The sequence below is a fragment of the Lactobacillus porci genome, from assembly GCF_009695985.1.
Taxonomy (GTDB): domain Bacteria; phylum Bacillota; class Bacilli; order Lactobacillales; family Lactobacillaceae; genus Lactobacillus; species Lactobacillus absianus.
On sequence record NZ_VUMX01000016.1, the window covers coordinates 25,426 to 50,780 of the forward strand.

The 25,355-nt window shown below is 52.3% G+C and carries 21 protein-coding genes, 1 tRNA gene and 2 pseudogenes; 19 read left to right on the forward strand and 5 right to left on the reverse strand.

The features are described from left to right. The first annotated feature begins 60 nt into the window (after positions 1-60). From yaaA to FYJ62_RS06670, 11 genes are all read left to right on the forward strand, one after another. Positions 61-285, forward strand: a complete 225-nt coding sequence (gene yaaA / locus FYJ62_RS06620) for a S4 domain-containing protein YaaA (RefSeq protein ID WP_326832009.1) — start codon at positions 61-63, stop codon at positions 283-285. Continuing rightward, the gene (gene recF / locus FYJ62_RS06625; RefSeq protein WP_154548926.1) at positions 285-1,412 is read left to right on the forward strand and encodes a DNA replication/repair protein RecF; all 1,128 of its coding nucleotides are present in this window, start codon (positions 285-287) and stop codon (positions 1,410-1,412) included. Before yaaA ends, recF begins: the two co-directional genes overlap by 1 nt. Next, a complete protein-coding gene (gyrB, locus tag FYJ62_RS06630) occupies positions 1,413-3,380 on the forward strand; it encodes a DNA topoisomerase (ATP-hydrolyzing) subunit B (RefSeq protein WP_154548927.1) in 1,968 nt (655 codons plus the stop codon). A gap of 11 nt (positions 3,381-3,391) precedes the next feature. After that, complete coding sequence (gyrA, locus tag FYJ62_RS06635; protein ID WP_154548928.1) at positions 3,392-5,860, forward strand: DNA gyrase subunit A; 2,469 nt, start codon at positions 3,392-3,394, stop codon at positions 5,858-5,860. Between the two features lie 250 nt (positions 5,861-6,110). Next, positions 6,111-6,404 (forward strand): 30S ribosomal protein S6, encoded by a 294-nt coding sequence (gene rpsF / locus FYJ62_RS06640; protein ID WP_154548929.1) that lies wholly within the window; start codon positions 6,111-6,113, stop codon positions 6,402-6,404. A gap of 54 nt (positions 6,405-6,458) precedes the next feature. After that, entirely contained in the window at positions 6,459-7,055 is a 597-nt protein-coding gene (gene ssb, locus FYJ62_RS06645) for a single-stranded DNA-binding protein (RefSeq protein WP_154548930.1), read from the forward strand. A 31-nt stretch (positions 7,056-7,086) separates the two neighbouring features. Then, the gene (rpsR, locus tag FYJ62_RS06650; RefSeq protein ID WP_003612635.1) at positions 7,087-7,323 is read left to right on the forward strand and encodes a 30S ribosomal protein S18; all 237 of its coding nucleotides are present in this window, start codon (positions 7,087-7,089) and stop codon (positions 7,321-7,323) included. 136 nt (positions 7,324-7,459) lie between these two features. Next, on the forward strand, positions 7,460-9,481 hold the full coding sequence (locus FYJ62_RS06655; RefSeq protein ID WP_154548931.1) for a DHH family phosphoesterase: 2,022 nt from the start codon (positions 7,460-7,462) through the stop codon (positions 9,479-9,481). A 59-nt stretch (positions 9,482-9,540) separates the two neighbouring features. Beyond that, entirely contained in the window at positions 9,541-9,993 is a 453-nt protein-coding gene (rplI, locus tag FYJ62_RS06660) for a 50S ribosomal protein L9 (protein WP_154548932.1), read from the forward strand. 62 nt (positions 9,994-10,055) lie between these two features. Further along, entirely contained in the window at positions 10,056-11,429 is a 1,374-nt protein-coding gene (dnaB, locus tag FYJ62_RS06665; protein ID WP_154548933.1) for a replicative DNA helicase, read from the forward strand. 133 nt (positions 11,430-11,562) lie between these two features. Continuing rightward, positions 11,563-12,702: a GGDEF domain-containing protein gene (locus FYJ62_RS06670; protein WP_154548934.1), complete on the forward strand. Its 1,140-nt coding sequence runs from the start codon at positions 11,563-11,565 to the stop codon at positions 12,700-12,702. Positions 12,703-12,809: 107 nt separating this feature from the next. Here FYJ62_RS06670 and FYJ62_RS06675 read toward each other — a convergent pair whose 3' ends face one another. Continuing rightward, positions 12,810-13,973, reverse strand: coding sequence for a DUF2974 domain-containing protein (locus FYJ62_RS06675; RefSeq protein WP_154548935.1), 1,164 nt, complete (start codon positions 13,971-13,973; stop codon positions 12,810-12,812). Positions 13,974-14,401: 428 nt separating this feature from the next. Next, entirely contained in the window at positions 14,402-15,712 is a 1,311-nt protein-coding gene (locus FYJ62_RS06680; RefSeq protein WP_154548936.1) for an RNA-guided endonuclease TnpB family protein, read from the reverse strand. A gap of 151 nt (positions 15,713-15,863) precedes the next feature. Here FYJ62_RS06680 and FYJ62_RS06685 point away from each other — a divergent pair, with 151 nt between their 5' ends. Continuing rightward, the gene (locus FYJ62_RS06685; protein WP_154548937.1) at positions 15,864-16,088 is read left to right on the forward strand and encodes a hypothetical protein; all 225 of its coding nucleotides are present in this window, start codon (positions 15,864-15,866) and stop codon (positions 16,086-16,088) included. 109 nt (positions 16,089-16,197) lie between these two features. Here the strand turns inward: FYJ62_RS06685 and FYJ62_RS06690 are convergent, their stop codons facing one another. Beyond that, positions 16,198-16,902, reverse strand: coding sequence for an MgtC/SapB family protein (locus FYJ62_RS06690; RefSeq protein WP_154548938.1), 705 nt, complete (start codon positions 16,900-16,902; stop codon positions 16,198-16,200). A 129-nt stretch (positions 16,903-17,031) separates the two neighbouring features. Here FYJ62_RS06690 and FYJ62_RS06695 point away from each other — a divergent pair. From FYJ62_RS06695 to FYJ62_RS11110, 3 genes and pseudogenes are all read left to right on the forward strand, one after another. Next, positions 17,032-17,104 (forward strand) — tRNA-Thr (locus tag FYJ62_RS06695). Positions 17,105-17,298: 194 nt separating this feature from the next. Next, a pseudogene (locus FYJ62_RS10995) lies at positions 17,299-17,430 on the forward strand (helix-turn-helix domain-containing protein); the annotation flags it as partial. 185 nt (positions 17,431-17,615) lie between these two features. Then, a pseudogene (locus FYJ62_RS11110) lies at positions 17,616-18,046 on the forward strand (IS607 family transposase); the annotation flags it as partial. Between the two features lie 11 nt (positions 18,047-18,057). Here FYJ62_RS11110 and FYJ62_RS06715 read toward each other — a convergent pair. After that, positions 18,058-18,837, reverse strand: a complete 780-nt coding sequence (locus FYJ62_RS06715; protein ID WP_154548941.1) for an autolysis-associated response regulator transcription factor — start codon at positions 18,835-18,837, stop codon at positions 18,058-18,060. Beyond that, positions 18,837-20,150 carry an autolysis-associated sensor histidine kinase gene (locus tag FYJ62_RS06720; protein ID WP_154548942.1) on the reverse strand — a complete coding sequence of 438 codons (1,314 nt, stop codon included), beginning with the start codon at positions 20,148-20,150 and terminating at the stop codon, positions 18,837-18,839. The genes FYJ62_RS06715 and FYJ62_RS06720 overlap by 1 nt, the downstream gene beginning before the upstream one ends. 392 nt (positions 20,151-20,542) lie before the next feature. On the opposite strand from FYJ62_RS06720, the gene FYJ62_RS10635 reads away from it, so the two are divergent. The 4 genes from FYJ62_RS10635 to FYJ62_RS10640 are packed head-to-tail and all read left to right on the forward strand — an operon-like array spanning position 20,543 to position 25,111. Next, positions 20,543-20,704, forward strand: a complete 162-nt coding sequence (locus FYJ62_RS10635; protein WP_195837409.1) for a hypothetical protein — start codon at positions 20,543-20,545, stop codon at positions 20,702-20,704. After that, positions 20,701-22,407, forward strand: a complete 1,707-nt coding sequence (locus tag FYJ62_RS06725) for an ABC transporter ATP-binding protein (protein ID WP_154548943.1) — start codon at positions 20,701-20,703, stop codon at positions 22,405-22,407. The genes FYJ62_RS10635 and FYJ62_RS06725 overlap by 4 nt, the downstream gene beginning before the upstream one ends. A gap of 6 nt (positions 22,408-22,413) precedes the next feature. Then, positions 22,414-24,915 (forward strand): class III lanthionine synthetase LanKC, encoded by a 2,502-nt coding sequence (gene lanKC, locus FYJ62_RS06730; RefSeq protein WP_154548944.1) that lies wholly within the window; start codon positions 22,414-22,416, stop codon positions 24,913-24,915. Between the two features lie 19 nt (positions 24,916-24,934). Continuing rightward, a complete protein-coding gene (locus FYJ62_RS10640) occupies positions 24,935-25,111 on the forward strand; it encodes a hypothetical protein (protein WP_195837410.1) in 177 nt (58 codons plus the stop codon). Positions 25,112-25,355: the final 244 nt, after the last annotated feature.

Here is a 25,355-nt window from a genome sequence, read left to right on the forward strand (position 1 = left end):
ACTATAATTATAAGTGGATTATTAGTGTTTTAACGAAGGTTTATTTTTTCAGGGTGGAAGGTGACGCTTATCAAAACTTTAGCGATCAACGGTGAGTACATCACTTTGGGTCAATTATTGAAAGACGAAAACGTGGTTTCCTCCGGCGGCCAGGCCAAGTGGTACTTGAAAGAAAATCCAGTCCTCTTGAATGGGGAAGCGGAAGACCGCCGCGGCAAGAAGCTTTATCCTGGCGACAAGCTGGAAGTTGCCGGGGAAAGCTATGAACTGACCAAGGGGCTTTAATGTACCTGAGTCACTTTAAGGCGGCGGGCTTTCGCAACCTGGCGCCGCTGGAGCTCGACTTTGACCCCAAGGTCAATCTTTTTTTGGGCGAAAATGCCCAAGGCAAGACGAACCTGCTGGAAGCCATCTACTTCTTGGCGCTGACGCGCTCGCACCGCACCAGCAACGACAAGGAGCTGATCGGCTTCGGGGCTGACTTTGCCAGTCTTGAAGGCCATGTCCACAAGAGCCAGGTCGAGCTGGACCTGCGCCTGGTCATCAGCAAGAAGGGCAAGCTGGCCTGGGTCAACCGGATCGAGCAGGGCCGCCTGTCCAAGTACGTTGGCCACCTGAACGCGATCCTGTTCTCCCCGGAAGACCTGGACCTGGTCAAGGGGGCGCCTGGCATCCGCCGGCGCTTCATGGATCTGGAATTCGGCCAGGTCAGTCCGGAGTATCTCTACTACGCGGGCAAGTACCGGCAGGTCCTCCAGCAGCGGAACAACTACTTGAAGCAGCTGGCCAAGGGCGGGGCGAAGGACCAGGTCCTTTTGGACGTTTTGTCCGACCAGCTGGCCCAAGCCGCCAGCGAGGTCATTGCCCGCCGCTACAAGTACCTGGCGGACTTAAGCCGCTACGCGGCCAAGGCCTACCAGGCAATCAGCCTGGGAAGAGAAGACCTGCGGGTGATCTACCGGCCTTCAGTCAAGGAGATCAGCGAGGCGGACGCGCCCAGGCAGATCCAGGAGAAGATCAGCCAGCGCCTGGCTCAGGTCAGAGCCGATGAGCTGCGGCGGGCCACGACCCAGCTGGGCCCCCACCGCGACGACATCGAGTTCCAGCTGGGGGGCAAGAACGCCCACCTGTATGCCTCCCAGGGGCAGCAGCGGACGATTGCCCTGAGCTTGAAACTGGCGGAAATCAGCTTGATCAAGCAGCTGACCAATGAAAGTCCGATCCTGCTCCTGGATGACGTGATGAGCGAACTGGACCACCTGCGGCAGGGGGCTCTGCTGACTTTTATCCAGGGTCAGACGCAGACTTTTATCACGACGACGGATCTGGCGGGTATTTCCCGGGAAATAGCCGACCAGCCTAAGATCTACTACATTCAATCCGGACAGATTAAAGAAAAAGAGGAAGGGTAAATGGCAGACGAAAATAGCAAATTAGCCAAAGCAAAAGCAGAAAAATTCGAAAAAGAAGCCGACAAGTACAATGCCAGCCAGATTCAAGTGCTCGGTGGCCTGGAAGCCGTCCGCAAGCGTCCCGGCATGTACATCGGCTCTACCAGCTCCCAAGGCCTGCACCATTTGGTCTGGGAAATCATCGACAACGGGATCGACGAATGCCTGGCCGGCTTTGCCACCAAAATTGAAGTCACGGTCAACCCTGACAACAGCGTGACCGTGCAAGACGACGGACGCGGGATCCCGGTCGACATCGAAAAGAAGACTGGCCGTCCAGCCGTAGAAACGGTCTACACGGTCCTGCACGCCGGCGGCAAGTTCGGCGGTGGCGGCTACAAGGTTTCCGGCGGTCTGCACGGGGTGGGGGCCTCAGTCGTCAACGCCCTGTCGACCAAGCTGAACGTCACCGTCATGCGGGATGGCAAGAAGTACTTCATTGCTTTTGACCATGGCCGCGTCACCGAGGAGCTTCACCAAATCGGCGAAGTGCCGCTGACTGAGCACGGGACCATCGTCAGCTTCTGGCCAGACCCGGACATCTTTACCGAAACCACGGTTTTTGACGACAAGATCCTGAAGAACCGGATTCGCGAGCTGGCCTTCCTGAACAAGGGCCTGAAATTGACCTTCACCGACAAGCGCAAGGACACGGCCGAAACCGACGTCTACCACTTCGAGGGCGGGATCAGAGAGTACGTCTCCTTCCTCGACCGGGACCAGGAAGTGCTGTTTGACGACCCAATCTACGTGGAAGGCAAGTATGAAGGCATCGACGTGGAAGTGTCCCTCCAGTACACCACTGGCTACAAGACCACGCTAATGACTTTTGCCAACAACATCCACACCTATGAAGGGGGGATGCACGAGGCTGGGTTCAAGACGGCTTTGACCCGCGTCGTCAACGACTACGCCCACAAGGCCAAGATCCTGAAGGACAAGGATGACAACCTGTCCGGGGAAGACATCCGCGAAGGGATGACCGCGGTCGTCTCCGTCAAGCACCCGAACCCGCAGTTTGAAGGGCAGACCAAGACCAAGCTGGGCAACTCTGATGCCAGAACGGCCGTTGACCGGGCCTTCTCGGAAACCTTCTCCACTTTCTTGATGGAAAACCCGCAAGTGGCCCGCAAGATCGTGGAAAAGGGGCAATTGGCTGAACGGGCCCGCGTGGCTGCCAAGCGCGCCCGCGAAGTGACCCGGAAGAAGTCTGGCTTGGAAATCGCCAACCTGCCAGGGAAATTGGCCGACAACACCTCAAACGACCCGAAGATCTCCGAGCTCTTCATCGTCGAAGGGGACTCCGCCGGCGGCAGCGCCAAGCAAGGGCGCAGCCGCTTGACCCAGGCAATTCTGCCAATCCGCGGGAAGATCCTGAACGTGGAAAAGGCCTCGATGGACCGGATCCTGGCCAACCAGGAAATCAGAACCCTGTTTACGGCTCTGGGCACTGGCTTTGGGGCTGACTTCGACGTCTCCAAGGCCCGTTACCACAAGCTGATCATCATGACTGACGCCGACGTCGACGGGGCCCACATCAGAACCTTGCTTTTGACCCTGTTCTACAGATACATGCGGCCAATGATCGACAAGGGCTACGTCTACATTGCCCGTCCGCCTCTGTACCAAGTCCGCCAGGGCAAGCTGGTCAAGTACCTGGACACCGACGAGGAGCTGCACGACTACCTTGGAACCCTGCAGCCAAGCCCGAAGCCAATCGTCCAGCGCTACAAGGGGCTGGGTGAAATGGACCCTGAGCAATTGTGGGAAACGACCATGAACCCGGAAAACCGCCGCTTGGACCGGGTAGACCCGCAATACGCCGCTGACGCGGATGAGGTCTTTGAAATGCTGATGGGCAACGAGGTTGGCCCGCGGCGGAAGTTTATCGAAAGCAACGCCAAATACGTTGAAAACCTGGATGCTTAAGGGAGGATTAGATGGATAACGAGAATCAAGGACAAGACCGCCGGATTCGCAATGTTGATCTGACGAAGACTATGCGCAGCTCCTTCTTGGACTACGCCATGTCGGTTATTGTCGCCCGGGCGCTTCCCGACGTGCGCGACGGCTTGAAGCCAGTCCAGCGCCGGATTCTTTACGGGATGAACGAATTGGGCGTCACGCCTGACAAGCCTTACAAGAAGAGTGCCAGAATCGTTGGGGACGTCATGGGTAAGTACCACCCGCACGGCGACTCCTCAATCTACCTGGCCATGGCCCACATGGCCCAGGACTTCGCCTACCGCTACATGCTGGTCGACGGGCACGGGAACTTCGGTTCCGTCGACGGCGACCGGCCAGCCGCCATGCGTTACACGGAAGCCCGCATGAGCAAGATTGCCGTGGAAATGCTGCGCGACATCAACAAGAACACCATCGACTGGCAGAGAAACTACGACGACACGGAAAACGAGCCAGTCGTCCTGCCAGCCAGAATCCCGAACCTTTTGGTCAACGGGTCCAGCGGGATCGCGGTCGGGATGACCACCAACATTCCGCCGCACAACTTGTCTGAGGTCATCTCCGGCATCCACATGCTGATGAAGAACCCGGACGTGACCACCAAGGAACTGATGAAGGCCATTCCAGGCCCTGACTTCCCAACTGGCGGGATCTTAATGGGCAGAAGCGGGGTGCTCCGGGCCTACGAAAGCGGCAAGGGGAACATCGTGGTCCGGGCCAAGACCGAGATCGAGACCGAAAAGAGCGGCCGCGAGCGGATCATCGTTTCCGAAATTCCTTTCTTGGTCAACAAGGCCGAGCTGGTGCAAAAGATTGCTGAGCTGGCCCGGGAAAAGGTGATCGACGGGATTACCGGGGTGCGCGATGAATCCGACCAGAGCGGGATGCAGATCACGATCGACATCCGCCGGGATGCCAGCGCCAGCGTGGTCTTGAACAACCTCTTCAAGGAAACCCCGATGCAGTCCAACTTCGCCATCAACATGGTGGCGATCGTCAACGGGACGCCGAAATTCCTGACCTTGAAGCAGATGCTCCAGTACTACCTGGACCACCAGGAAGACGTCATCACCCGCCGGACCAAGTTCGACCTGGAAAAGGCCCAAGCCCGGGCCCACATCCTGGAAGGGCTGCGGATTGCCCTGGACCACATTGACGAGATCGTGACCCTGATCCGCAATTCCGAGTCCAGCGACATCGCCAAGGCCGGCTTGATCAGCCGCTTCAACCTGGACGACCGCCAGGCTCAGGCTATCCTGGACATGCGGCTGGTTCGCCTGACCGGCTTGGAGCGCGACAAGGTTGAAGGCGAATACCAAGAGCTGCTGGTCAAGATTGCCGACTACAAGGACATCCTGTCCAAGCCGGAAAGAATCGACCAGATCATCTACGATGAGCTGCTGGACATCCAGAAGCGCTTCGGCGACAAGCGCCGGACCCAGATCACGGCCAGCGAGGTCGTGACGATCGAAGACGAGGACCTGATCGAAGAGCAGAAGGTCCTGCTGACTTTGACCCACCAAGGCTACGTCAAGCGGATGCTGGCTGACGACTTCAAGACCCAAAACCGTGGCGGCAAGGGGATCAAGGGGATGGGCGTCCAGAAGGGCGACTTCATTGAGCACCTGCTCTACGCAAGCACCCACGACTACCTCTTCTTCTACACCAACAAGGGCAAGGTCTACATGAAGAAGGCCTACGAGATCCCGGAATACGGGAGAACGGCCAAGGGCCTGCCGGTCGTCAACCTGCTCCAGCTCGACAAGGGCGAGCACATCCAGACCATGGTCAGCGCGGCGCAAGGACATGAGGACGAATACGCCTTCTTCATCACCAAGCTGGGGACGGTCAAGCGGACCAAGATCAGCGAGTTTGAAAACATCAGAAACAACGGGCTGATCGCCTTGACCCTCAAGGACGGGGATGAGCTGTCCAACGTCCTGACCACTGACGGCAAGCAGAAGATCATGATTGCCACCCACCTGGGCTACGCCGTGACCTTCAAGGAAGAAGACGTCCGGGCCATGGGGAGAAGCGCGGCCGGCGTGCGCGGGATCAATCTGCGCGAAGGCGACTACGTGGTCGGCTCCGGAGTCCTGAATGAAGGCGATGAAGTCCTGACCATCTCTGAGAAGGGCTACGGCAAGCGGACCGCTGCCAGCGAGTACCCAGTCAAGGGCCGCGGTGGCAAGGGGATCCAAACGGCCAAGATTGGCGAAAAGAACGGCCCGCTGGCTGGGGTCGCGGTCGTTGACGGCAAGAGCGACATCATGCTGATCACCACTGATGGGATCATGATCCGCTTCAAGGTCGAAGACGTCTCCCAAACCAGCCGGTCCACCATGGGCGTGCGCTTGATCAAGGTAGCCGACAAGGCCAAAGTTGCCAGCCTGGCCGTGGTGCCAGCTGAGGACGCGGCTGAAAAAGCGGCTGAGGAAGAATAAGACTTAAGAAAATTAAGAATAAGGGGCTAAAAGCTAAAATAATAACTTTTTGCTCCAAGCCAAAAAATTACCAGACTTTTCCGTGTAATAGTTTATGGAACGAAAAAAGTTCCGGATCACGTGGAAAAATGTTTGGTAATTTTTTGTTATTTGTGCTAGAATTAGTCATTGCGAGTAATTAGAACCAATTACTCCTTGTTCTTGATTTTAGCCAAGAACCATTTAGTCCAAAAGGAGGTGCAATAGTCTTATGTCAACCAAGTACGAAGTTACTTACATCATCAAGCCAGACGTTGATGAAGAAGCAAAGAAGGCCATTATTGACAAGTACACTAAGGTGATCGCTGACAATGGTGGTGAAATGGTTGAAGCTAAGGACTGGGGCAAGCGTCGTTTCGCATACGAAATTGAAAAGTATCGTGAAGGTAGTTACTACATCATGACCTTTACTGCCAACGACGCTGCTGCTGTCAACGAATTTGCCCGTTTGAGCAAGATCGACGACTCAGTTCTGCGTTCAATGACTGTTAAGCTGGACAAGTAGTCCACCAAGAAATAAATTGTAGTTTTCCGTAATAAAGGATAGGAGGAAATGAGTATGATTAATAGCGTTGTACTTGTTGGCCGTTTAACACGTGATCCTGAATTACGTACCACTGGGAGCGGCATCTCGGTTGCTACGTTCACTCTTGCCGTAGACCGGCAATTCTCAAATGCCAATGGGCAAAGAGACGCGGACTTTATCAACTGTGTCATCTGGCGCAAGTCAGCAGAGAACTTCTGCAACTTCACCAGCAAGGGCAGCTTGGTCGGCATCCAAGGCCGCATCCAAACTAGAAGCTACGATAACAAAGACGGGCAGCGGGTTTATGTAACGGAAGTCGTCGTTGACAACTTCGCCCTGCTGGAATCACGCCGTGAGCGTGAAGCCCGTCAGCAACAAGGCGGTTTTGGCGGCAACAGCTATGGCCAAGGCGGCGGTGCATATGGTGCCGGCAACTACGGCTCAGACTTTGGCGGCAATAACAACAACGCCTTTGGCAGCAGCCAAGGCAGCGCTCCAAGCGCTGGCAACGGCTCAAGCCTGAATGAAGATAATAAGAAGGACGACTTCGGGAACGCCGGGTCAAACGCCAACCCGTTTGACAACTCCGACGGCTCGATCAACGTCTCAAATGACGATCTTCCATTTTAACTAAAATCTAGAAAAGAAAGGATCTGAAGACATGCCTCAACAAAGAAGAGGTGGTCGTCGTCGTCGCAAGGTTGACTTCATCGCAGCTAACCACATCGACTACGTAGACTACAAGGATGTTGATCTGTTGAAACGTTTTATCTCAGAAAGAGGTAAAATCTTGCCACGTCGTGTCACTGGTACTAGCGCTAAGAACCAACGCAAGGTTGCCAACGCTATCAAGAGAGCCCGGATCATGGGTCTCCTGCCATTCGTAGCTGAAGACTAAGTCTTCTGACGTGCGGATCACAATACGTAAGAAGAGGACTGAGCATTCCAAGAGAATGCTTGGTCCTTTTTGTTTTCCCTCCTGGTAGGTTATAATAGAAAATAGTTTAATCTACTTTTTAACGTGGAAGAATTTTATGAAGCAATTTTTACGCAAACTTGAATTGCCAGAGTTTGTGCGGGACAGCAGACTGACGGTGGCGGTCATCGCCATCATCGTCTTGGAACTGCTCAGCACTTTTTTTGCCTTCTTTATCAACCGGATCTTTGGGGTGGCACTGCTGCTGATCTTTGTCTTCTCCCTGTTCTGGGTCGTTTTCGGCATTTACATTCTGGCAAAGAACACCAACAACTACGCGGCCAACCTGTCCTACCGGATCAAGCGGGGGGAGCAGGAAGCCATGATCAAGATGCCGCTGGGGATTCTGCTTTATGACGAATCGCGCCGGATCCAATGGGTCAACCCCTACCTGCAGCTCTACTTGGGTGAAAAGGACGTCATCGGCCAGACCATCGGGGAGGTCGATGAGAGCCTGGGGCAGCTTTTGGAAGATGCCTTGAACGCCAAGACTTCGGAAAGCAAGGTCGTCAAGTGGGATGGTCACCAGTTCGAAATGGTGGTCCAAGACAGCATTGGGGTCATCTACCTGCTGGACATTACCCGCTACGCGGACATTGCCGACAAGTACAAGGCCGAGCGCCTGGCCATCGGGCAGATCTTCATTGACAACTACGATGAATTGAGCGAGCGCATGCATGACCAGGAGCTGGCCAGAACCAGCACCTACCTGCAGACGACCTTGAATGACTACGCCAAGAAGTTCAGGGCCTACCTCAAGCGGATCGATGAGGACCACTTCCTGCTCTTGACCCACCTGCATGACCTGGAGGCCATGGAAGACGACAAGTTCTCGGTCTTGGACAAGATCCGTCTGGAAACCAGCCGCAACAACACGCCCCTGACCTTGTCCGTCGGGATCGCCTATGGGGGCGACTCCCTGCGCAAGATTGCCAACCAGGCCCAGGCCAACCTGGACCTGGCCTTGGGGCGGGGGGGCGACCAGGTCGTCCTCCGGGAATTGGGCCAGATGGCCAGATTCTATGGCGGAAAGTCCAATCCCATGGAGAAACGGACCCGCGTCCGGGCTAGAATGGTCTCTCAGGCCCTCAGTGAGCTCTTTAAGGATGCTGACCAAGTCTTCGTTCAAGGGCATCAGCGGCCTGATATGGACTCTGTCGGCAGCGGGATCGGGGTCGTCAAGATTGCCCGCCTGCATGGGGTCAAGGCCCGCTTTTTGCTGGATACCGCCCACTGCAACTACGACGTTGACCGCCTGGTCAAGAAGATGCAGGCAGCCAGCCCGGACCTGGACCTGTTTATCGATCCGGAAGAAGCCAATCTGGAAGCGACTGACAACTCGCTGCTGGTCATGGTGGACCACTCCAAGTACTCCATTACCTACGACCAGCCGCTTTACGACCGTTTGAAGAACCGGATCGTGGTCATCGACCACCACCGGCGGGGGGAGGAATTCCCAGAGAACCCAATGCTGACCTATGTTGAGCCTTATGCCTCATCAGCCAGCGAACTGGTGACTGAAATGGTTGAATACCAGCAGCCGGCGGACGGCAACCGGGTCTTGACCAATCTGGAAGCTACGGCCATGCTGGCCGGGATCACGGTCGACTCCAAGGAGTTCTCCCTGCGGACCGGGACCAGAACCTTTGACGCGGCAAGCTACCTGCGCTCCATTGGGGCCAATTCGGCAACCGTGTCCGAGCTGTTGAAGGAAGACATCAACAGCTTCCTGGTCAGAACCCACCTGGTGGCCAGCCTGCAGATGCTGCGGCCAAAGATGGCGGTCATGCAGGGGCCGGAAAACAAGGTCATCGACCCAATCCTGACGGCCCAGGCGGCCGATACGGCCCTGGATTTGGAAGGGGTCTCGGCTTCTTTTGCCATCACCAGACGCGCCGGCGACACGATTGGGATTTCCGCCCGGTCGATGGGTCATATCAACGTCCAGGTGATCATGGAGAAGCTGGGCGGCGGTGGCCACTTGTCCAACGCGGCCACGCAGCTGAAGGACGTGTCGGTTGAAGAGGCCTGCAAGCGGCTGCTGGCCGCGATCGACGAGTATTTGCAGGAAAACAGCTAGGCCGGCAGGAAACAATGGCAATACTAGAAAGATAAGAGACAAGCAAAGGAGAAGGACTCATGAAAGTTATTTTTATGCAAGACGTTAAGGGCCGCGGCAAGCGGGGACAAGTCAAGGACGTGCCAGACGGCTACGCGCAAAACTTCCTGATCAAGCGCGGCCTGGCCAAGGAAGCCAACAAGGGCAACCTGAACACCCTGAAGCGGGTGGAAGCCAACGAAAAGGCCGAATACGAGGCTCAAAAGGCTGAAGCCGAAGCCATCAAGGCCAAGCTGGAAGCAGACGGCACGGTCGTTGAACTGAAGTCCAAGGCCGGCGCAGATGCCCGCCTGTTCGGCTCAGTTTCCGGCAAGAAGATCGTGGCCGCTCTGGACCAGCAGTTTGGCATCAAGCTTGACAAGCGCAAGCTGAACCTGCCAGAGCCAATCAAGGCCCTGGGCTACACCAACGTGCCAGTCAAGCTCTTCAAGGGCGTTGAATCCAAGGTGCGGGTGCACATTACTGAAGAATAAGCCGGAAAAGGCCGGGCCAGAGCGGATTTTTGTTAATGATTTGGAAGATGTGATGGAGACTCATGGATAATCTGCTTGCACAACAAGTCCCGCATGACGCTGCCGCTGAAAAGGCCGTCCTGGGGGCAATCTTTATCGATCCGGAAGCGATCAACGACGTCAGCGCGGTACTGGAAGCCACCGACTTCTATGACCACGCCAACCGGATCATCTATTCGGCCATGCTCAAATTGGCTGACGAGGGCCAGTCCATTGACCCGGTAACCATCCAAGCGGAACTGGAGCGGCGGGGGCAGCTGGATGAGATTGGGGATATTTCCTACATTACCGACCTGCTGGGGGCCACGCCGACCTCTTACCACGTCAAGGACTACGCCAAGCTGGTCCATCAGAAGTCAGTCCTGCGCAATCTGATCAATGCCAGCCAGAAGATCATCACCAATGCCGTCCAGGGGGCGGATCCGGTAGAAGACATCCTGTCTGACGCCGAAAGCGAGATCATGAACGTCTCCAGCCAGCGGGGCAGCAATGGCTTCCATGACATCGAGAAACTGGTTAAAGAGGCGGTCCGTCAGATCACCGAGAACGCCAAGAACCACGATACCGTTACCGGGCTTAGGACGGGCTTCAAGGGACTGGATGAGATGACGACGGGCTTGCACGAAGATGAATTGATCATCTTGGCTGCCCGGCCCGGGGTTGGTAAGACTTCGTTCGCGATGAACATTGCCAAGAACGTGGCCTTGGAAGGGCGCCAGCCGGTCGCCGTCTTCTCGCTGGAAATGTCAGGCGAGCAATTGGTGCAGCGCTTGATCGCCTCAACGGGGCTGATTGACTCCCAGCACCTGCGGACCGGGAATCTGGACAGTGAGGACTGGTCGCGCCTGGAGCTGGCGGCCGGCGGCTTGAGCAAGGCGCCGTTGTTTATTGACGACACGCCCGGGATCAAGATCAGCGAGATCCGTTCAGAGGCTTTGAACCTGCAAAAGCAGGAGGGCAAGCTGGGCCTGGTCGTGATCGACTACTTGCAGCTGATTGAAGGGCCAAGAAGCGAATCCCGCCAGCAAGAAGTTTCCGCGATCTCGCGGCAATTGAAGAAGATGGCCAAGGAATTGCACGTGCCGGTCATTGCCCTGTCCCAGCTGTCCCGGTCGGTTGAGCAGCGCCAGGACAAGCGGCCGATCCTGTCTGACCTGCGTGAATCCGGGTCAATCGAACAGGACGCCGACATCGTCGGCTTTTTGTACAGAGAAGACTACTACCGCGATGAAGATGGCGGCGACGGCGATGGCAAGAAGGACGGGGACGACCCGGAAAACGTCGAGATCGAAGTCATCATCGAGAAGAACCGTTCCGGGCGCAGAGGCTCCACCAAGCTGATGTTCTCCAAGCCTTACAACCGCTTCTCCAACATCCTCGACCAGCCTGAAAATTAATTGATAAGGACTTGCAGATTTTGTTGCAGGTCCTTTTTGTTTGGAGCGGAAGCTGTTTGTCCTTTAATTTTTTCATGAAAAAATTAAAATAAGAGATAGATAAGCAATCATCAATAAGCAAAGAAGTGAGCCAATGATACCTGAAATACTGTTGGAGTACGACGTGCCAGCGGGGATGCTGACGCTGCTGCTGCTGATCTTCCAAACAATCTACATCAAAGACAAGCGGCCCTCAACGCAGGCCTTAATGCATGCTGAGGCAGCAGTGTGCGTTTATGCGGTCTGCCGGACCTACTCCGTGTTTCTGCGCGTGGACGGGCGAGTTGACGAGTACAGACTGGTCGTGCTTGCCAACCTGCTGGCCAGCATTGCCCAAGCCGTGGCCGTCTTCTTCGTCTTTTTGTTCTTCTTGCGCCTGACCAGCCGGCAGGCGGATAAGAAGTTGGTCCTGGCCTGCGCCATTCCGCTGCTGGTCTTTGTCGCCTTCTTGCTGGTGCCGCCTTTGCGCGACCACGTCTACTTGATCTCCAGCCGCAGTGAGTACGTCAGCGGCCCCTGGAGCTGGATCGGCCTTTTGTACGCGGCGGTCTACGTGGTCATGATCATCGTGACCGCGACCATCCACCAGGATGACTTCCAGAACCGCTACGCGGCGGTCGTGGCACTGGGGCTGTTTTTGCTTTTGGCCAACTATATTGACTACCGCTTCGCGACCCGGATCGACACCTTCGTCCTGGCCCTCTGTCTGACGGCTTTTGCCACGATTCTGGACGCGGAGAGCTACGACATGCTGCAGAAGATCTCGCTTTATGACGAGCTGTCTGGCCTGAAGAACCGCTACAGCCTGCTGCGGGACTTTGACAAGCTGCAGGGGGAGGACATCTGCCTGGCCATTATGGACATCGACTATTTCAAGCGTTTCAACGACACTTACGGGCACGTGGCCGGAGACAAGGTGATTCAGCTCACGGGGGCTACCCTGCGCCGCTTTTTTGACGGGCAGTCTTACCGCTATGGCGGGGATGAGTTTATCGTCATGACCAAGCTGGCCCCTCCTGCTTTTTCCAAGCGGATGGAAGACCTGCGCCTGGCGATCGCGGCCCAGCCGCTGGACGGGATCGCGGACCACGTCACGCTTTCTTACGGGAAGGCTTATGCTTACGTGGATGAGGACGCCCGCCTGACGCGGATCATCAATTCCGCGGATGAAAACCTCTATCACTGGAAGAAGGTCCGCAAGGACCGGGCTAAGTACCAGCTGACACTAGAATAATAAGTTCCGCCGGCTGGCGCTTGCTTGAATGGGCCGTTTTTTCGAAAATCGGTTCCTAAAAATAAGAAAAAAAACACTCATCTAAGTTAGATGAGTGTCGTAGGGCATTAGTCTTGGGAAAGGTCGTAAGCCTCAAAAAAGATGGGGCCCTGACGGGAGTCGTTGAAGTGCTTGACTTTTTCCAGAGGGTCTTCAGCCGGCTTGGCAAAGGGGAGGGTGAAGCTCTGCCGGGCCGTTTCAATGATGCTGTTGAAGATTTGGCGGAAGATGGCCCGCATTTCCGGATCCATGGCCAGGTAGGCGCGGCCAAAGCGATAAGTCCCTGTAAGTCCGGTGATCTGGTCAATCTTGGTAATGTCCAGGCTGCCAAAGGCGTCAAAAAGGGCCGACCACATCTGTCCCCGCTTGCTGTTGGGGATGTTGTGGTTGAACTGGATCAGGGAGTGGCGGATCATCCGGGCTGTCTTGGTCAAGCCGTCAGGGGCCAGAACGTAGCTGTCGCGCCCCACGCTCCAGGTTCGTGGATCGTGCTGGTTGGTGGCCGGCATGGTGCACTTGACGACCAGGACGCGCTCAGGGTGGTCCAGCATGGTCCCGATGATCGAGCTTTCGGGGATGTAGGTCTTCATCTTGTCCAAAGCCTGCTGAAAGCCAGGGTAGGTGTAGACCTCCTGGCTGTAGCCGGGGCCATCGAAGCTGTAGGTGCGGATGATCCGTTCTTGGATGTCGGAGTCAGCGAAAGCCAGGGCATAGTGGGCGTAGTTGCCACCCTTGGAATGGCCCGTGACGAAGATGCGGTCATGGGGAAAGGCGCGGCCGATCTTGTCCAGGTATCTGGCAGCGACCTTCTGTCCCTCGATTTCGGGCGTGTAGTTCATGATCATGTCTTCGTTCCAGCCGATCATGGATTGGTCGGTTCCGCGGAAAGCCACAATGATCGTTGACTTGTCCAGCCGGAAGGCGCCCGCGTTGAACTGCATCGGTTCAGGCTCGGCTTCCATCTTGTTGACCCAGTCGAGGATCTCAATGTTGGCATAGCGCGGGGAGCGCGGGATTAGCAGCAGCTCCGTTTTATCCTTTGGGTCTAGGAGTTTGGGATCTTGCTGCCGGTAGAGAGTCTCGCAGACCTCTTTTAAGGAGTGGCCCGTCACGCTGGGGTCAAAGTGCAGGTAGGCCAGGGATGCAAAGAGGGAAGCGTCCAGGCTGTTGAAGCGCCGTTCACTGAAGGTCAGATCGCCGCGCCAGCGCAGATAGTCTAATGTTGATGCCATCACAAAAACCTCCTTAGCTAACATTGTACATTATTGTCCAAAAAGCGGGGCGGGGAAGGCTTTCAATAGATACATGGTGATACATCGTTTTTATGCGCTAATTTATTTCTAATTTTTCATTAACGTTTATCGGTAGGGGGAGTATAATGACAGTGTATACTAAGTGAAAACAAAGTGTATAGTAAGTTCTCGCTTTTTATTTGATGATTTTAGATGTGTATTTTATAAGGAGTGAGCGGAATCAACTACCCCCGACCGAGGTCGGAGGTTTGCGACTAACTAGCGTGGTCCAAGCAAACTCCCCGAAGAGAGTTCTCCCATAGCCAAGCCCGAAGGCTTACGCTGTCGCTTCTCAAGCATCCTTGGCGGACCTCAGATGCTCCCGCAGATTGATTAACTACGGCAGAACAGCACGTGTACGCACTGCTCTAATTTGTTTGTTTCTTTGATTTCTTGTTTTTGGCTTTCTTGGCGTCGCTTGTGCCGCGTTTGCTCTGATACGATGGATTAGGCACGCCACTGACGTACATCGTCCCCAGTGTCTGGATGTTCATTGCAGCGATACGGTCATCGTTGGAACGATAGCCGCATCTGTCACAAATGTACATATGCAAGCCATGGTCACGGTTCTCCTTGAGAATCCGGCCACACTTAGGACAGCGCTGACTGGTGTAGTGAGCATCAACTTTGACGACTTCGCTGCCATTCAGATGCGCCTTGTACTTGAGCTTTTGCTCAAGATCATAGAAAGACCAGGAATGGTGCTCATACCTGTTTTCATTCTTGCGATTATAGACCGTGTCAAAGGTCACATCAGTAAGATCTTCAAGAACAAAAAGAGTATCAGCTCCGTAATGGCGAACGAGTGTCTTAGACAAACAATGATTGTAATCATTCATCCAGCGGTTCTCTCGATCACCGAGTTTGCGAATGCGTCTCTTTGAGTTTTTGGTGTTCTTGATCTGCAGATGGCGGCGCAACTCTTTGTAGTGCTGCCGCTTGCGGGCAATAGCCTTGCCACTTCTGAAGAGGGTTTTGCCTTTTTCGTCATAGCAGGTGACGATCTGCCGCAGGCCACGGTCAATGCCAACTACATGGCGGGTCTGCTCAGTCTCATAATCAGGGAAAGATTTGGTTACGCTGATGTGCATAAACCAGTGCTTGCCGGATCTAAGAATCTTGGCAGTTCCGAAAGTCCATGTGCCGTCAAGGTACTTTTCGAAGCCTGGGGCGCATATTTCACATTCAACGCGTCCGTCAAGAGTATTGACTGAAACAATGATGCCTTTTTCATTGAAATTTTGGACAGCCTTGCTTCCTTTTTTGAAAGAGTAGTCCCGGTTTCTGACTTCATCCAACTGAGGGCGCTTGAAAAAGATGGGCTTCCAGAGCCAGTCAAGATCACGTTTGATACTGTAGTAGCCTTCGTCTTTTCCGGCGTAGACGTCATGACATTTGTAGGGCTTGTTTTCCAGTTGAGTCTGGACGGCCTTGTATCTTGCGATAACGGTCTTCAAGACAGACTGTGCCATTTGCGACCTGAGATTGAATTTCTGTCGCAAGTCAGAATAGAGTGCCTTGTTTAACTTGGCCTGTACTAGCTCAAAGTCATGGTCAAAAACATACTGAGAAACAAAGTTGCATCCCAGCCGATAGACTTCCATGCTGTCAGCCAGTGACTTGGCATCGGCAGAGTTGGCTACTTTGATGTGAGCTTTAACAGTCAAAGAAATTTCCATAGCCTTTACCTCCTTTCACTAAAAAAGCATACTATGTTTTTTAGTGAAAACAAGACTGGGAATTGTTCTTTAAAAATATTTAAGAATTAGAAAGGAGAGCGGCGCGCTCATCCCTCGATTGAAATCGAAGGTTTCCGCGCGCCTAAGTGTAATGAAAATCGAAACGATTAAGCCGATTTGGATGGCTCTGCTTTTGGTTTTAAGCTTTATCTGGCCGTTGTTGGGCTGGCTGCCACTGGTGTACTTGTACAGCCAACGGCAGGATCCGGCCATGCGGGGGATGGAAAAGACCCTTAAGCTCGCGGCCGGCGTGCAAGTAGCGTACTTGGTGATTTTGGCGGCAATTTTCTACTTCTTTGCCCCGATTCACGATTAAAAACACATGATTTCAATTTTTTAGTACAAGCTCATGTTAATGCCTCCTTGTCAGCTAAGTCTTTATAGAGAAATGTTTTATCACTCTGTCAGTTTTTTTCACGTGAGGGCTACTTGCTGCCGGGCGAGTAAGTGATGCGCTTGATATCTGGGTATTTGCGCAGGTTCATGATGATCTGGTTTTCATCGATCCGGCTGGCGATTTCGCCATCGCAGCTGAAAAGGACATGGTCGTCAGAGACGCTGATGATCTTGATGCTGAGCTGGTGAACCTCGTTCTTCTCCAGTTCGCTTTGAATGGTTTCCAGGATATGGGGCGTGTTGCTGGCTTCGATCAAGAGGCTGATGCTGACCTTGCGGAGCAGGTTGAGGACCGTTTCTTCCCGCAAAAAGCGCTGCACGAGCAGGAGCAGGACGGCGGCCACGATTCCAACCCAGTAAAGGCCAACCCCAATCGCGATTCCGATGGCTGAAGTGGCCCAGAGTCCCGCGGCGGTCGTCAATCCGGAAATCTGCTCTTTATGGACTAGGATGGTCCCGGCACCGATAAAGGAGATTCCCGTGACCGTCAAAGAAGCGATTCGCGATGGATCGTAAGAAACGTTGCTGAAAGTGAGCATGTCGTAGAACCCATACTTGGAGACGATAGAAAACAGGGTGGAGGCAATGGCTACCACGACGTGAGTATGCAGGCCCGCGCTCTTTCTCTGGGTTGCCCGCTCAAAGCCAATCAGACCGCCGCAAAAGGCGGACAGCAGGATCCGCAGAAGCCAGACCAGTTGAAAGCTGACAGGTATGCCGGTAAATTTTTCCATATTTTTCCTCCTTGCTGATTTTAGTTCTTTCGGCGCAAATAAGCCGAAAAAATAAAAAAATTGCCAAAAAGACTTGCAAAAATCTGCAATTAATGGTTAAATTAATAACTGTGCTAAGGCACAAGAGTTGCTGACTTAGCTCAGTTGGCAGAGCACTTCACTAGTAATGAAGGGGTCGGAGGTTCGAATCCTCTAGTCAGCATTATACAGATTTTTGTTTACGATTAAACTTTATTTATCAGCGTTTTGCAAAGATAAATAAAGTTTTTTTGTAATATCGATCTATTGACAGTTTATCAGAATGATAAGTCAGCAGCAGAAAATATGGAATCGTTTAATAAAAGGACTGTTAACTAGCTAGCTAACAGTCCTTTTTTTGACGAAAGGGAAGATTTGATGAAAATTGGCGAAGCACTGCGTAAAAAAAGATTGGAACTAGGGTTGACGCAGCAAGAGATGTGCGAAGGCATCCTTAGCCGACCTTTTTATTACGTTGAGGGCGAGAAAACTTGGCATTTCAATGCCGAGTTGAATCGCCCCCTTTTTTGCTTTAGCACATGAACATTAGTTCGGCATACGATATAATATAAATAGCTAAAGAACTGCAAATGCCGAAAGAAGGCACGACTCATATAGTTAAATACGAATTCAGAAATGATGAGCCAGATATCACCCATGGACGAGGCTACGCATACAACCTCAATTACCACATCGTCTGGTGTACCAAGTATCGCAACCAAGCCTTGGCCAATCCGAACTATACTGAAGAACAGCTCAACAGACTTCTCGGAGTACCAGATCAGTGGAAGAACGTTGCCTATGCACGTGTCTCTTCACAAGGACAGAAAAAAATCTGAAAAATCAGATGGATTTTATTACCCAGTACTGCAACGCCAAAGGAGTCATCCTCGATGAGCGAATCAGCGACATTGGGAGTGGCCTCAATTATCGCCGCCCTAAATGGAATAGGCTTCTGCAGGACGTGGAAGACAAGAGAATCGCCAAAATCTTTATCACGTATAAAGACCGCTTCACTCGTTTTGGTTTTGACTGGTTTGAAGATTTCTGTCAAAGACACGGAACTGAGATCGTAATTCTTAACAATCCAAATACCAGTCCGGATCAAGAACTGGTTGAGGATCTGAAAAGAGCTGATCACGGCTCTTTTTTTGTGGCATTCAATTTTAGCATGATTGACCGCCGCCGCCGGACGGCTACGGAATGGGCAACACCTTGATCAAAATAGGCGATGCCCTTTTTTTCGTCGTAATTTTGTACTGCATCCAGATTTATTAGACTTTGCCGGTCGGCTAAGACCAAGCTCGGATACCGCTTTTCATAATCCTTGAGCGTGCCCAGGCAATCAAAGATCCTATTTTTGGCGTAAACGCGTAAAGTCTTGTACTTTTTCGGCTGAATGCTGATGTAATACAGGTCAGCAAGAGGAATCTTTTCGACGAAATTGCGGATTTTACTGTAAGTAAAATAGCTCGTCTGATTTGCTGAGCCCATAGTCAGCCGGTACCGCTTATACGCTGTATCGACCGTTTCATGGATTCTTTGCTGAATTTGCTCAGGGGACGAGTCTTTGGTGATATAGTCCAAGGGCTCAACGTGCCGCTGAATCGTCAAGCGCAGGGCGGCCGCGTCGGCGGTGACAAAGACGATTTGGCTCAAAATGCCGATGTTTTTGATGCGGCTGGCGACCTCAATTCCATCGAGGCTTGTCTTTAAGTCGATATCTAAAAAAGCCAGGTAGTTAAGGTCTTGATGCTGCTCAATGTAGGCCAATACGTCGCGGGGCTTGCCAGTACTCAAGACGACGCGGGCGTCATAAGCATCTGGCGTCTCGTTGATCTGAATTCTGTTTTCAATCATTTGCTGAATGATTTCGCGTTCAGCAGCGTTATCTTCCAAAATGATGATGGCTAGCATTATCTGTCGGCCCCCTTCTGAATTACTAGTTCAAATGAAATTTCGCTGGCGTTTTGCTCAATTTCCAAGGACAAAGACGGGTCGCTGTTAACGATTTCGTTGACGTTATCAAGCCCTAGCCCGTCATGATTCTGTTTGCTTGTTACCCTTGGCTTTAGAATCCTGGCGATGTTGACTGGCTGGGAAATGGTATTTTGCACGATCAGGGAATAGTTATTGCCCGAATATTTGGTCAGCAAGACGTTAATTCGCGCGTTTGTCTGTGATTGGCAGGCTTCAGTCGCATTGTCCAAAAAAATGCCAACGCAGCGAATGATGTTCACGATATTTGCAGGCAGAGCAGCAATTGGCTTGTTGATCTCAACTTTGGTCTGGATGCCCTGATCCTGGGCCTGCTGCAGCTTATCGATGATCAGGTATTTCAGTTCTTTGATTTGCAAGTTGGCCAATTCCAGAGTCATTGAATTGGCGGCTTCTTGCAGGCGTTTGTTGTCAGCGACTAGCTCTTCAAGGTACTCGCGGGCCCCGGCGACGTCGGCAGTCAGCAGGTAGCCGTTTAGCGCCAGGAGGCTGTTTTTGTAATCATGCCGCGCCTTGCGCAAGGCAATGTTTGCCTCTTCCAAGCGGGCGGAATATTCCTGAATCTGCTGGATTTCCGCTTTTTGAATCCGCGTGGCCATAATTTCCTGATTTTCTTGAATTGCCTGGTAAAGATTGAAAAAGAGGACCGTAATCAGCAAAAGCACGATAAGCATCAAGCCTAGTTCTACCGAGGAAGCGATGTCGAATACTTCAATCATGGTCCAAATCGCGTAGGTGACCAGCAGGAAGGACCAAACGATCCAGACCAGCAAGTTTAAAAACTGGGGATTAGCGTTGACGTCAGCGGCAATTTTTTTCAGATTTAAAGCAAAGTGCTGTTTCAAAAGGTAAAAAAGCAGGCAGATCAAGATTTCTGGAATGAAACAGACCAAGTTGATGGCCAGGTGATCGAGCAGGCGGTGGGTAAAAGAGTAGGCCAGCAGCTGGACGAGCCAGCCGAAGAGCTCACCCAGGATGGGGTACAGGATCAAGACCAAATAATAGAAAAAGAGCCTGCTCAAGATGTTGACCCGTCCGCGCGCAAAAAGCTGGGAGATTAATTGCACGGCAATGATGGCCGCCAGGACATATTGGTAGTCAAAGAGCACCGGGAGCAGCAACAGAGGATAAAGGAGCAGGTCAGACCGCCTTACGCTGGCAAGGGTAAAGGCTAGAAGGACCGAGAAAAGGTACGGGTTAAAAGCGAGATTGTTGAACAGGTTGTTGATCATTTTATTTTTCCCTAAAAATACGTGCGTCATTGAATGGCTGTTAGCTATATTAAAGCAGCCCATAGCAAAGTGCAACGGCCGTGACGCTCAAGGCTTGAAATTCAACGCTCAAAATCTTTTTTTCAAAACAAGCTGGAAAAGCATATAACAGGAAACGTAGATTTTAAGGGAGGAAATGCTTATGAATACAGATACTCAAAATTTTCAAACAGAAAACAATCCTGTATTGAATTTACAGGGAATTACCACTAGTCTTCGGGCTAAAAAACACAGAAGAACAAGGGGTGGGAGCCACAGTAATATAAGTATCCTGTGTGATCGAATTCACTTCAATATTTGGGCTTGATTTTTGAAATAAATCTGAATTTGTAGACGTTAAGGGAGGCGATCTCATGGAAAATTACATTTTGATGATTGAAAAAGAGCTGAGCCAAGCCTTCAAAGAATTGGAGCAGCCAAGGAGCAAACAATGGAATTGGCGAAATGCCCATAGCCATATCAGCATCATGTGCCCGGACAGCCACAGCCACTTTTCGATTCACGTTAAGCCATGAAGCTGTTGAGGATCACGCCGCGCTTGCTGGGCGGCATCCTGCTAAGCATAATTGCCAGTTTGCTGAATTTGGGGCTTCCCCTGCTGGTTCGCCATTTTATTAACCTTAAGCAGTTCGCCTGGTCAGGCCTTTCTAAAAAAGTCTTGCTGCTGGGCGGGCTGATCCTTATTGGCAACCTCCTGATCAGCACGCTGAGCGATTACTTGATCAGCAGCGAGGGCGACCGGCAAGTCCGCCAGCTGCGCCTGCGTCTTCAAAAGCAGGTCCTGCGCCTGCCGCAGAAATATTTTGACCAGCAGATCAGCGGCAATTTGACTAGCCGGATCATCAACGATGTCAACGTACTGAGAAGCTTTTTGACCGAAACGATCCCGGCAACGGTGACGGGCAGCTTGACTATCTTGGGCACGATGCTCATCACCTTCTCTTTGGACTGGAAGCTGACCCTGCTCATGCTGCTGGTCTTTCCTATTGACGGACTGGTAACCGTTCCTTTAGGAAAAATCAGCGAAGTGATCGCTGACCAAAGCCAAAGCAGCCTGGCCGCTCTGACTGGGGTCACTAGTGAGAGCATCAAGCAGATCAAGACCGTTAAATTGAATAACGCGGAGAGTGACGTGCTTGCCAAAAATACCAGGGAAATCAACCAGCTGTTCAGCTTGTCCCTGAAAGCCGACCGCATCACGGCCATGATTGGTCCCTTGCAGTCGATGCTGTCTTTTTGCTTGATCATGGCCGTAGTCCTTTATGGGGCGATTAGGGTGAAAACAGGCTCGCTGTCAACCGGGACCTTGGGGGCTTTTATGATGTACTTTTTCCAAATTATTGGTCCAATCAACAATGTCGCGCTCTTTTACTCTGACCGCAAGCAAATGCTGGGCGCCACGCGCAAGATCAGCGAAATCATCGGTGAAGCCGCTGAAGACCAGGCAAAAGGCCAGCAAGTGCTTGAACAAGGCAGCAGCCTGCTGAAGCTTGATCAGGTCAGCTTCGCCTACCAGGATCTGCCAGTCCTGGAAAAGGTTAATTTAGCAGCCAGAAGCGGCGAAAAAATTGCCCTAGTTGGCGCGACGGGGGCCGGCAAGAGCACTTTGGCCAACGTCATCACGCGCTTGTATCCGCTTGACGCGGGCCGGATCAGCTTAAACGGCCAAGCCAGCACGGATTTTTCCCTGCGCCAGTGGCGCGGCTTTTTCAGCGTCGTGCTCCAGGAGAACACTGTTATCTCAGGAAGCATCCGCGATAATTTGACCCTGGGCTTAAACAGGAAAGCGCCGGATCAGGAACTCTGGGAGGCTTTGGCGATGGTGCGTTTGGAGGAATACGTGAAAAAATTGCCGAAAGGGTTAGACAGTCTGCTGGGCGAGAGCGGGGCGCGGCTCTCCGGCGGACAAAGACAGCGGCTGCAGATTGCCCGGGCTTGCCTGCGTGATTTTAAGTTTCTGATTTTAGATGAGGCAACGTCGAGTTTGGACGCGGACACTGAGAAAATCATCATGACTGCTTTGGATCAATTAAGGCGGACCAAGAATTGCGGCCAGATTACGATTGCTCACAGATTGGCGACGATCGTTAATAGTGATCGGATCTACTTTATTAAAAATAAAACGGTTATTGCCAGTGGCAGTCATGATGAACTGATGGAGCAAGTTCCTGACTACCGCCGCTATGTCCATGAACAGCAAGTTAGAGAAAAGAGCTGAAGCGCGATGCTGGAAGAGCAAGTAAAGTATTTGGCCGCCGCCCGAAACCTGGACAGTTTGTTCTATACCTGCCAAAAGCGGGAACAAGAGCACCTGTTTGTTTTGAAAAAGAAGCCTGACGGGCGCTGGCTTGATAAAAAGACCGCCAATTGGCATTACGTCCTGTATGAGCCTGATAAGTTGCCGGTGCAGGGGTGGAAGATCCACCTAAGCGCCACGGTCAAGCAGGCCCAGGGGATGCTGGATGCTGTAGCGCCGCGATTGATTGAGCAAGGAATTTCTTTCAAGTTCCAAGCCAGCCTAGAGCGGTTGATTATGGCCAATTCCAAGTATGCCGACCGCGGTGAAAGCGGCAAGTTTATCACGATTTATCCGCGCGACGAGGCCGAGTTTGCTGGCCTGCTGCCCAAGCTGCGGCAGCTGACGGCTGCTTTTGCTTTAGGGCCTTATATTTTGAGTGATCAGAATTGGCAGGAAAGCAATGTCTATTTTCGCTATGGCGGCTTTAAGCCGGTGTACATGACTACTGCTGCCGGCGAGCAGGTGCCGGCAATCTATGATCCCGCGGGAAACAAGCTGGAAGACCAGCGCCTGCCCTATTATCAGCAGCCGGATTTTGTCGCGGATCTGCCAATTTTCGCGCGAAATACTTTTCCAAAACAAGCCGCTTTCGTCCCGTTAAAGAAGTACCAAATCCAAGAAGCCCTGCACTTCAGCAACGCGGGTGGGGTGTACTTGGCCTTGCATGAAGGAAAGAAGGTAGTTCTGAAAGAGGGACGCCAGCAGGCAGGCTTGGATGCCAAGCTCAGGGATGGCTTTGCCAGAGTTGAAAATGAAGCCAAAATCTTGCGCCAGCTGGCTGACCTGCCGGGCGTGGTGACCTGCCTGGGGGATTTCACCTCATGGCGGCACCATTTTTTGGTAGAGGAATTTATTGACGGACAGAGCTTGGAAGAGCTGCTGGCGGCTGATTTTCCGTTTGTTCTTGCAGACATTGGGAAGCGGAACCGGTACAAGGCCCGAGCAATCAAGATTTTACAGCAGCTGAAGAAAATCATCGCCCAGGTTCATGCTCGCGGAATCGGGATTGGCGACTTGTCTTTGAGCAATATTCTGGTTACGCAAGAGGACACCGTCCGGTTGATTGACCTTGAAAATGCCGGTGGAGCCAGTGAAAAGTACACTCCCGGATTGACAACGGTCGGCTTTGTCAATCCGGCTGCCAGGACGTTCGCCGAGGCTGACGATTTTGCCTTGATGAGGATTGCCTACTATCTTTTCTTGCCGATCATTCCAGTGGCTGATTTGGCTCCAGGCATAATTTCCAAGCATGAGAAATGGATCGCGGCCTACTTTGGCCAAGATACGGTCACTTTTTTGCGGGAAATTGCCAACACCACGCGGTCGTCAGCGCCAATTTTCCTGAAAAAGCCCCTGGCCATTCCAGCAAAAGAGTTAAGCCAGCAGACCGTGGCCGATTTCGCGTCGGGCTTAAGCCGGGGCATTCTGCGGCATTTGCATTTTGACCGGCTGGCCTTGGTGCCAAATTTGCTTGATGAAAATACTGATCCGTTTGTCCAATTAAATTTGGAACACGGAGCCGCGGGTATTTTATGGGCGATTGATCAAAACGCGGACCTGAGGAATTGGGTGGCAAGTCAGCAGGCAGAGATACTTGAGCTTGCCCAAGCGACCAAGGCACTAGGCCTGTTCAATGGCATCAGTGGCTTGGCGGGCGTTCTTGAAAAGCGGGATTTCCCGGATTTGGCCAAGCAGCTGCGGCAGCTCCTTTATCAAAAAGTCGACTTAGCGTCAGCTGATAATTCACTGGCTACGGGCTTAAGTGGGATCGCCTTGTCTTTGCTAAAAGACGATCCAGACCTAAGCGGGAAAATCGCGGAAAACTTGCTTGCCCGTTGGCGGCAGGTCGACTTTAACAAGTTCGCGGATGAGGATGTCGGCCTGTTGACGGGCTGGGGAGGCGTCAGCTATCTCTTTTGGCGGTTAGGTCAAAAGGAAGCAGCTGAAGAAATCCTGTTGCGGATCTTGCGCGAGCACGCTAAGGGGACAGACGAGTTAGCCATTACCGATCAATCGCGCGGCTTTGAGAGACTGATTCCATATTTGGAAAATGGGACTTTTGGCTTGGCTTTGCTGATGCACAAATTCATGAGGGAGGACCCGGCTTTTAGGCAGAAAGATCAGCTTTTGTTTGATAAATTGAAAAAGTCATGCATGACCTATTGTACCTACATGGAAACGCTGATCTCAGGCTATAGCGGCGTATTGCCGCTAGCCAAGGCCTTAGCTGATGACGGTGACACAGCCATGCTGGATTACGCTTTAGCCGCGCTCAACCAGTATTTGGTTGCCAATGACGATGAAATTTTGGCACCTGGCAAATATGGCTACAAGCTGAGCTTGGATTTTTCAACTGGGAGTGCTGGATTGTTGACCTTGCTAAAGGATTTGCGGCAAGGCGATGAGTTCAGCTGGCTGCTGGTTTGACAGGCAAGGAGGCAGAAGCATGAGCAACGTTATTTTGGATTTCGAAAAAATGGTTGAAAGAAGAGCCCGGCATTTGGCGCGTGAGCAAAAATACCGCGGGCAGATCACGCCGGCAAGCAACGTGAGCATCTTTTGCACGGGACATGACGTTAATAGTTTTGAAATTGGCGATCTTTTTTACCACCTGTTTAAATAGCTGGCGGAAAATGGCATTCGCGCAAACAAAAATCCCACGAAAGTGGGATTTTTGTTTGTCAGCGTTAGAAGCCCAAGGCGATTCTTAGAAAAAGTCGAAAAACAACTAAAAAATATCTACTGTTTTTAAATTAATTTCTTATTAAAAAATATTGACTTTCTCATTTGACCCGACTAATATAAACAGCGTAAACATTAATACATCTGATTAAACAGAGAAGAGATGAGACGAAATGCACTTCGAA

Excerpts from the sequence above, each read along its gene's own strand:
- FYJ62_RS10635 (WP_195837409.1), top strand. The coding sequence starts at position 20,543 with ATGGAAAATTACATTTTGATGATTGAAAAAGAGCTGAGCCAAGCCTTC.
- recF (WP_154548926.1), top strand. The coding sequence starts at position 285 with ATGTACCTGAGTCACTTTAAGGCGGCGGGCTTTCGCAACCTGGCGCCG.
- FYJ62_RS06715 (WP_154548941.1), bottom strand. The coding sequence starts at position 18,837 with ATGCTAGCCATCATCATTTTGGAAGATAACGCTGCTGAACGCGAAATC.
- ssb (WP_154548930.1), top strand. The coding sequence starts at position 6,459 with ATGATTAATAGCGTTGTACTTGTTGGCCGTTTAACACGTGATCCTGAA.
- FYJ62_RS06670 (WP_154548934.1), top strand. The coding sequence starts at position 11,563 with ATGATACCTGAAATACTGTTGGAGTACGACGTGCCAGCGGGGATGCTG.
- FYJ62_RS06685 (WP_154548937.1), top strand. The coding sequence starts at position 15,864 with ATGAAAATCGAAACGATTAAGCCGATTTGGATGGCTCTGCTTTTGGTT.
- FYJ62_RS06675 (WP_154548935.1), bottom strand. The coding sequence starts at position 13,973 with ATGGCATCAACATTAGACTATCTGCGCTGGCGCGGCGATCTGACCTTC.
- gyrA (WP_154548928.1), top strand. The coding sequence starts at position 3,392 with ATGGATAACGAGAATCAAGGACAAGACCGCCGGATTCGCAATGTTGAT.
- lanKC (WP_154548944.1), top strand. The coding sequence starts at position 22,414 with ATGCTGGAAGAGCAAGTAAAGTATTTGGCCGCCGCCCGAAACCTGGAC.
- gyrB (WP_154548927.1), top strand. The coding sequence starts at position 1,413 with ATGGCAGACGAAAATAGCAAATTAGCCAAAGCAAAAGCAGAAAAATTC.
- FYJ62_RS06725 (WP_154548943.1), top strand. The coding sequence starts at position 20,701 with ATGAAGCTGTTGAGGATCACGCCGCGCTTGCTGGGCGGCATCCTGCTA.
- FYJ62_RS06690 (WP_154548938.1), bottom strand. The coding sequence starts at position 16,902 with ATGGAAAAATTTACCGGCATACCTGTCAGCTTTCAACTGGTCTGGCTT.
- FYJ62_RS06720 (WP_154548942.1), bottom strand. The coding sequence starts at position 20,150 with ATGATCAACAACCTGTTCAACAATCTCGCTTTTAACCCGTACCTTTTC.
- dnaB (WP_154548933.1), top strand. The coding sequence starts at position 10,056 with ATGGATAATCTGCTTGCACAACAAGTCCCGCATGACGCTGCCGCTGAA.
- rplI (WP_154548932.1), top strand. The coding sequence starts at position 9,541 with ATGAAAGTTATTTTTATGCAAGACGTTAAGGGCCGCGGCAAGCGGGGA.
- rpsR (WP_003612635.1), top strand. The coding sequence starts at position 7,087 with ATGCCTCAACAAAGAAGAGGTGGTCGTCGTCGTCGCAAGGTTGACTTC.
- rpsF (WP_154548929.1), top strand. The coding sequence starts at position 6,111 with ATGTCAACCAAGTACGAAGTTACTTACATCATCAAGCCAGACGTTGAT.
- FYJ62_RS06680 (WP_154548936.1), bottom strand. The coding sequence starts at position 15,712 with ATGGAAATTTCTTTGACTGTTAAAGCTCACATCAAAGTAGCCAACTCT.
- FYJ62_RS10640 (WP_195837410.1), top strand. The coding sequence starts at position 24,935 with ATGAGCAACGTTATTTTGGATTTCGAAAAAATGGTTGAAAGAAGAGCC.
- FYJ62_RS06655 (WP_154548931.1), top strand. The coding sequence starts at position 7,460 with ATGAAGCAATTTTTACGCAAACTTGAATTGCCAGAGTTTGTGCGGGAC.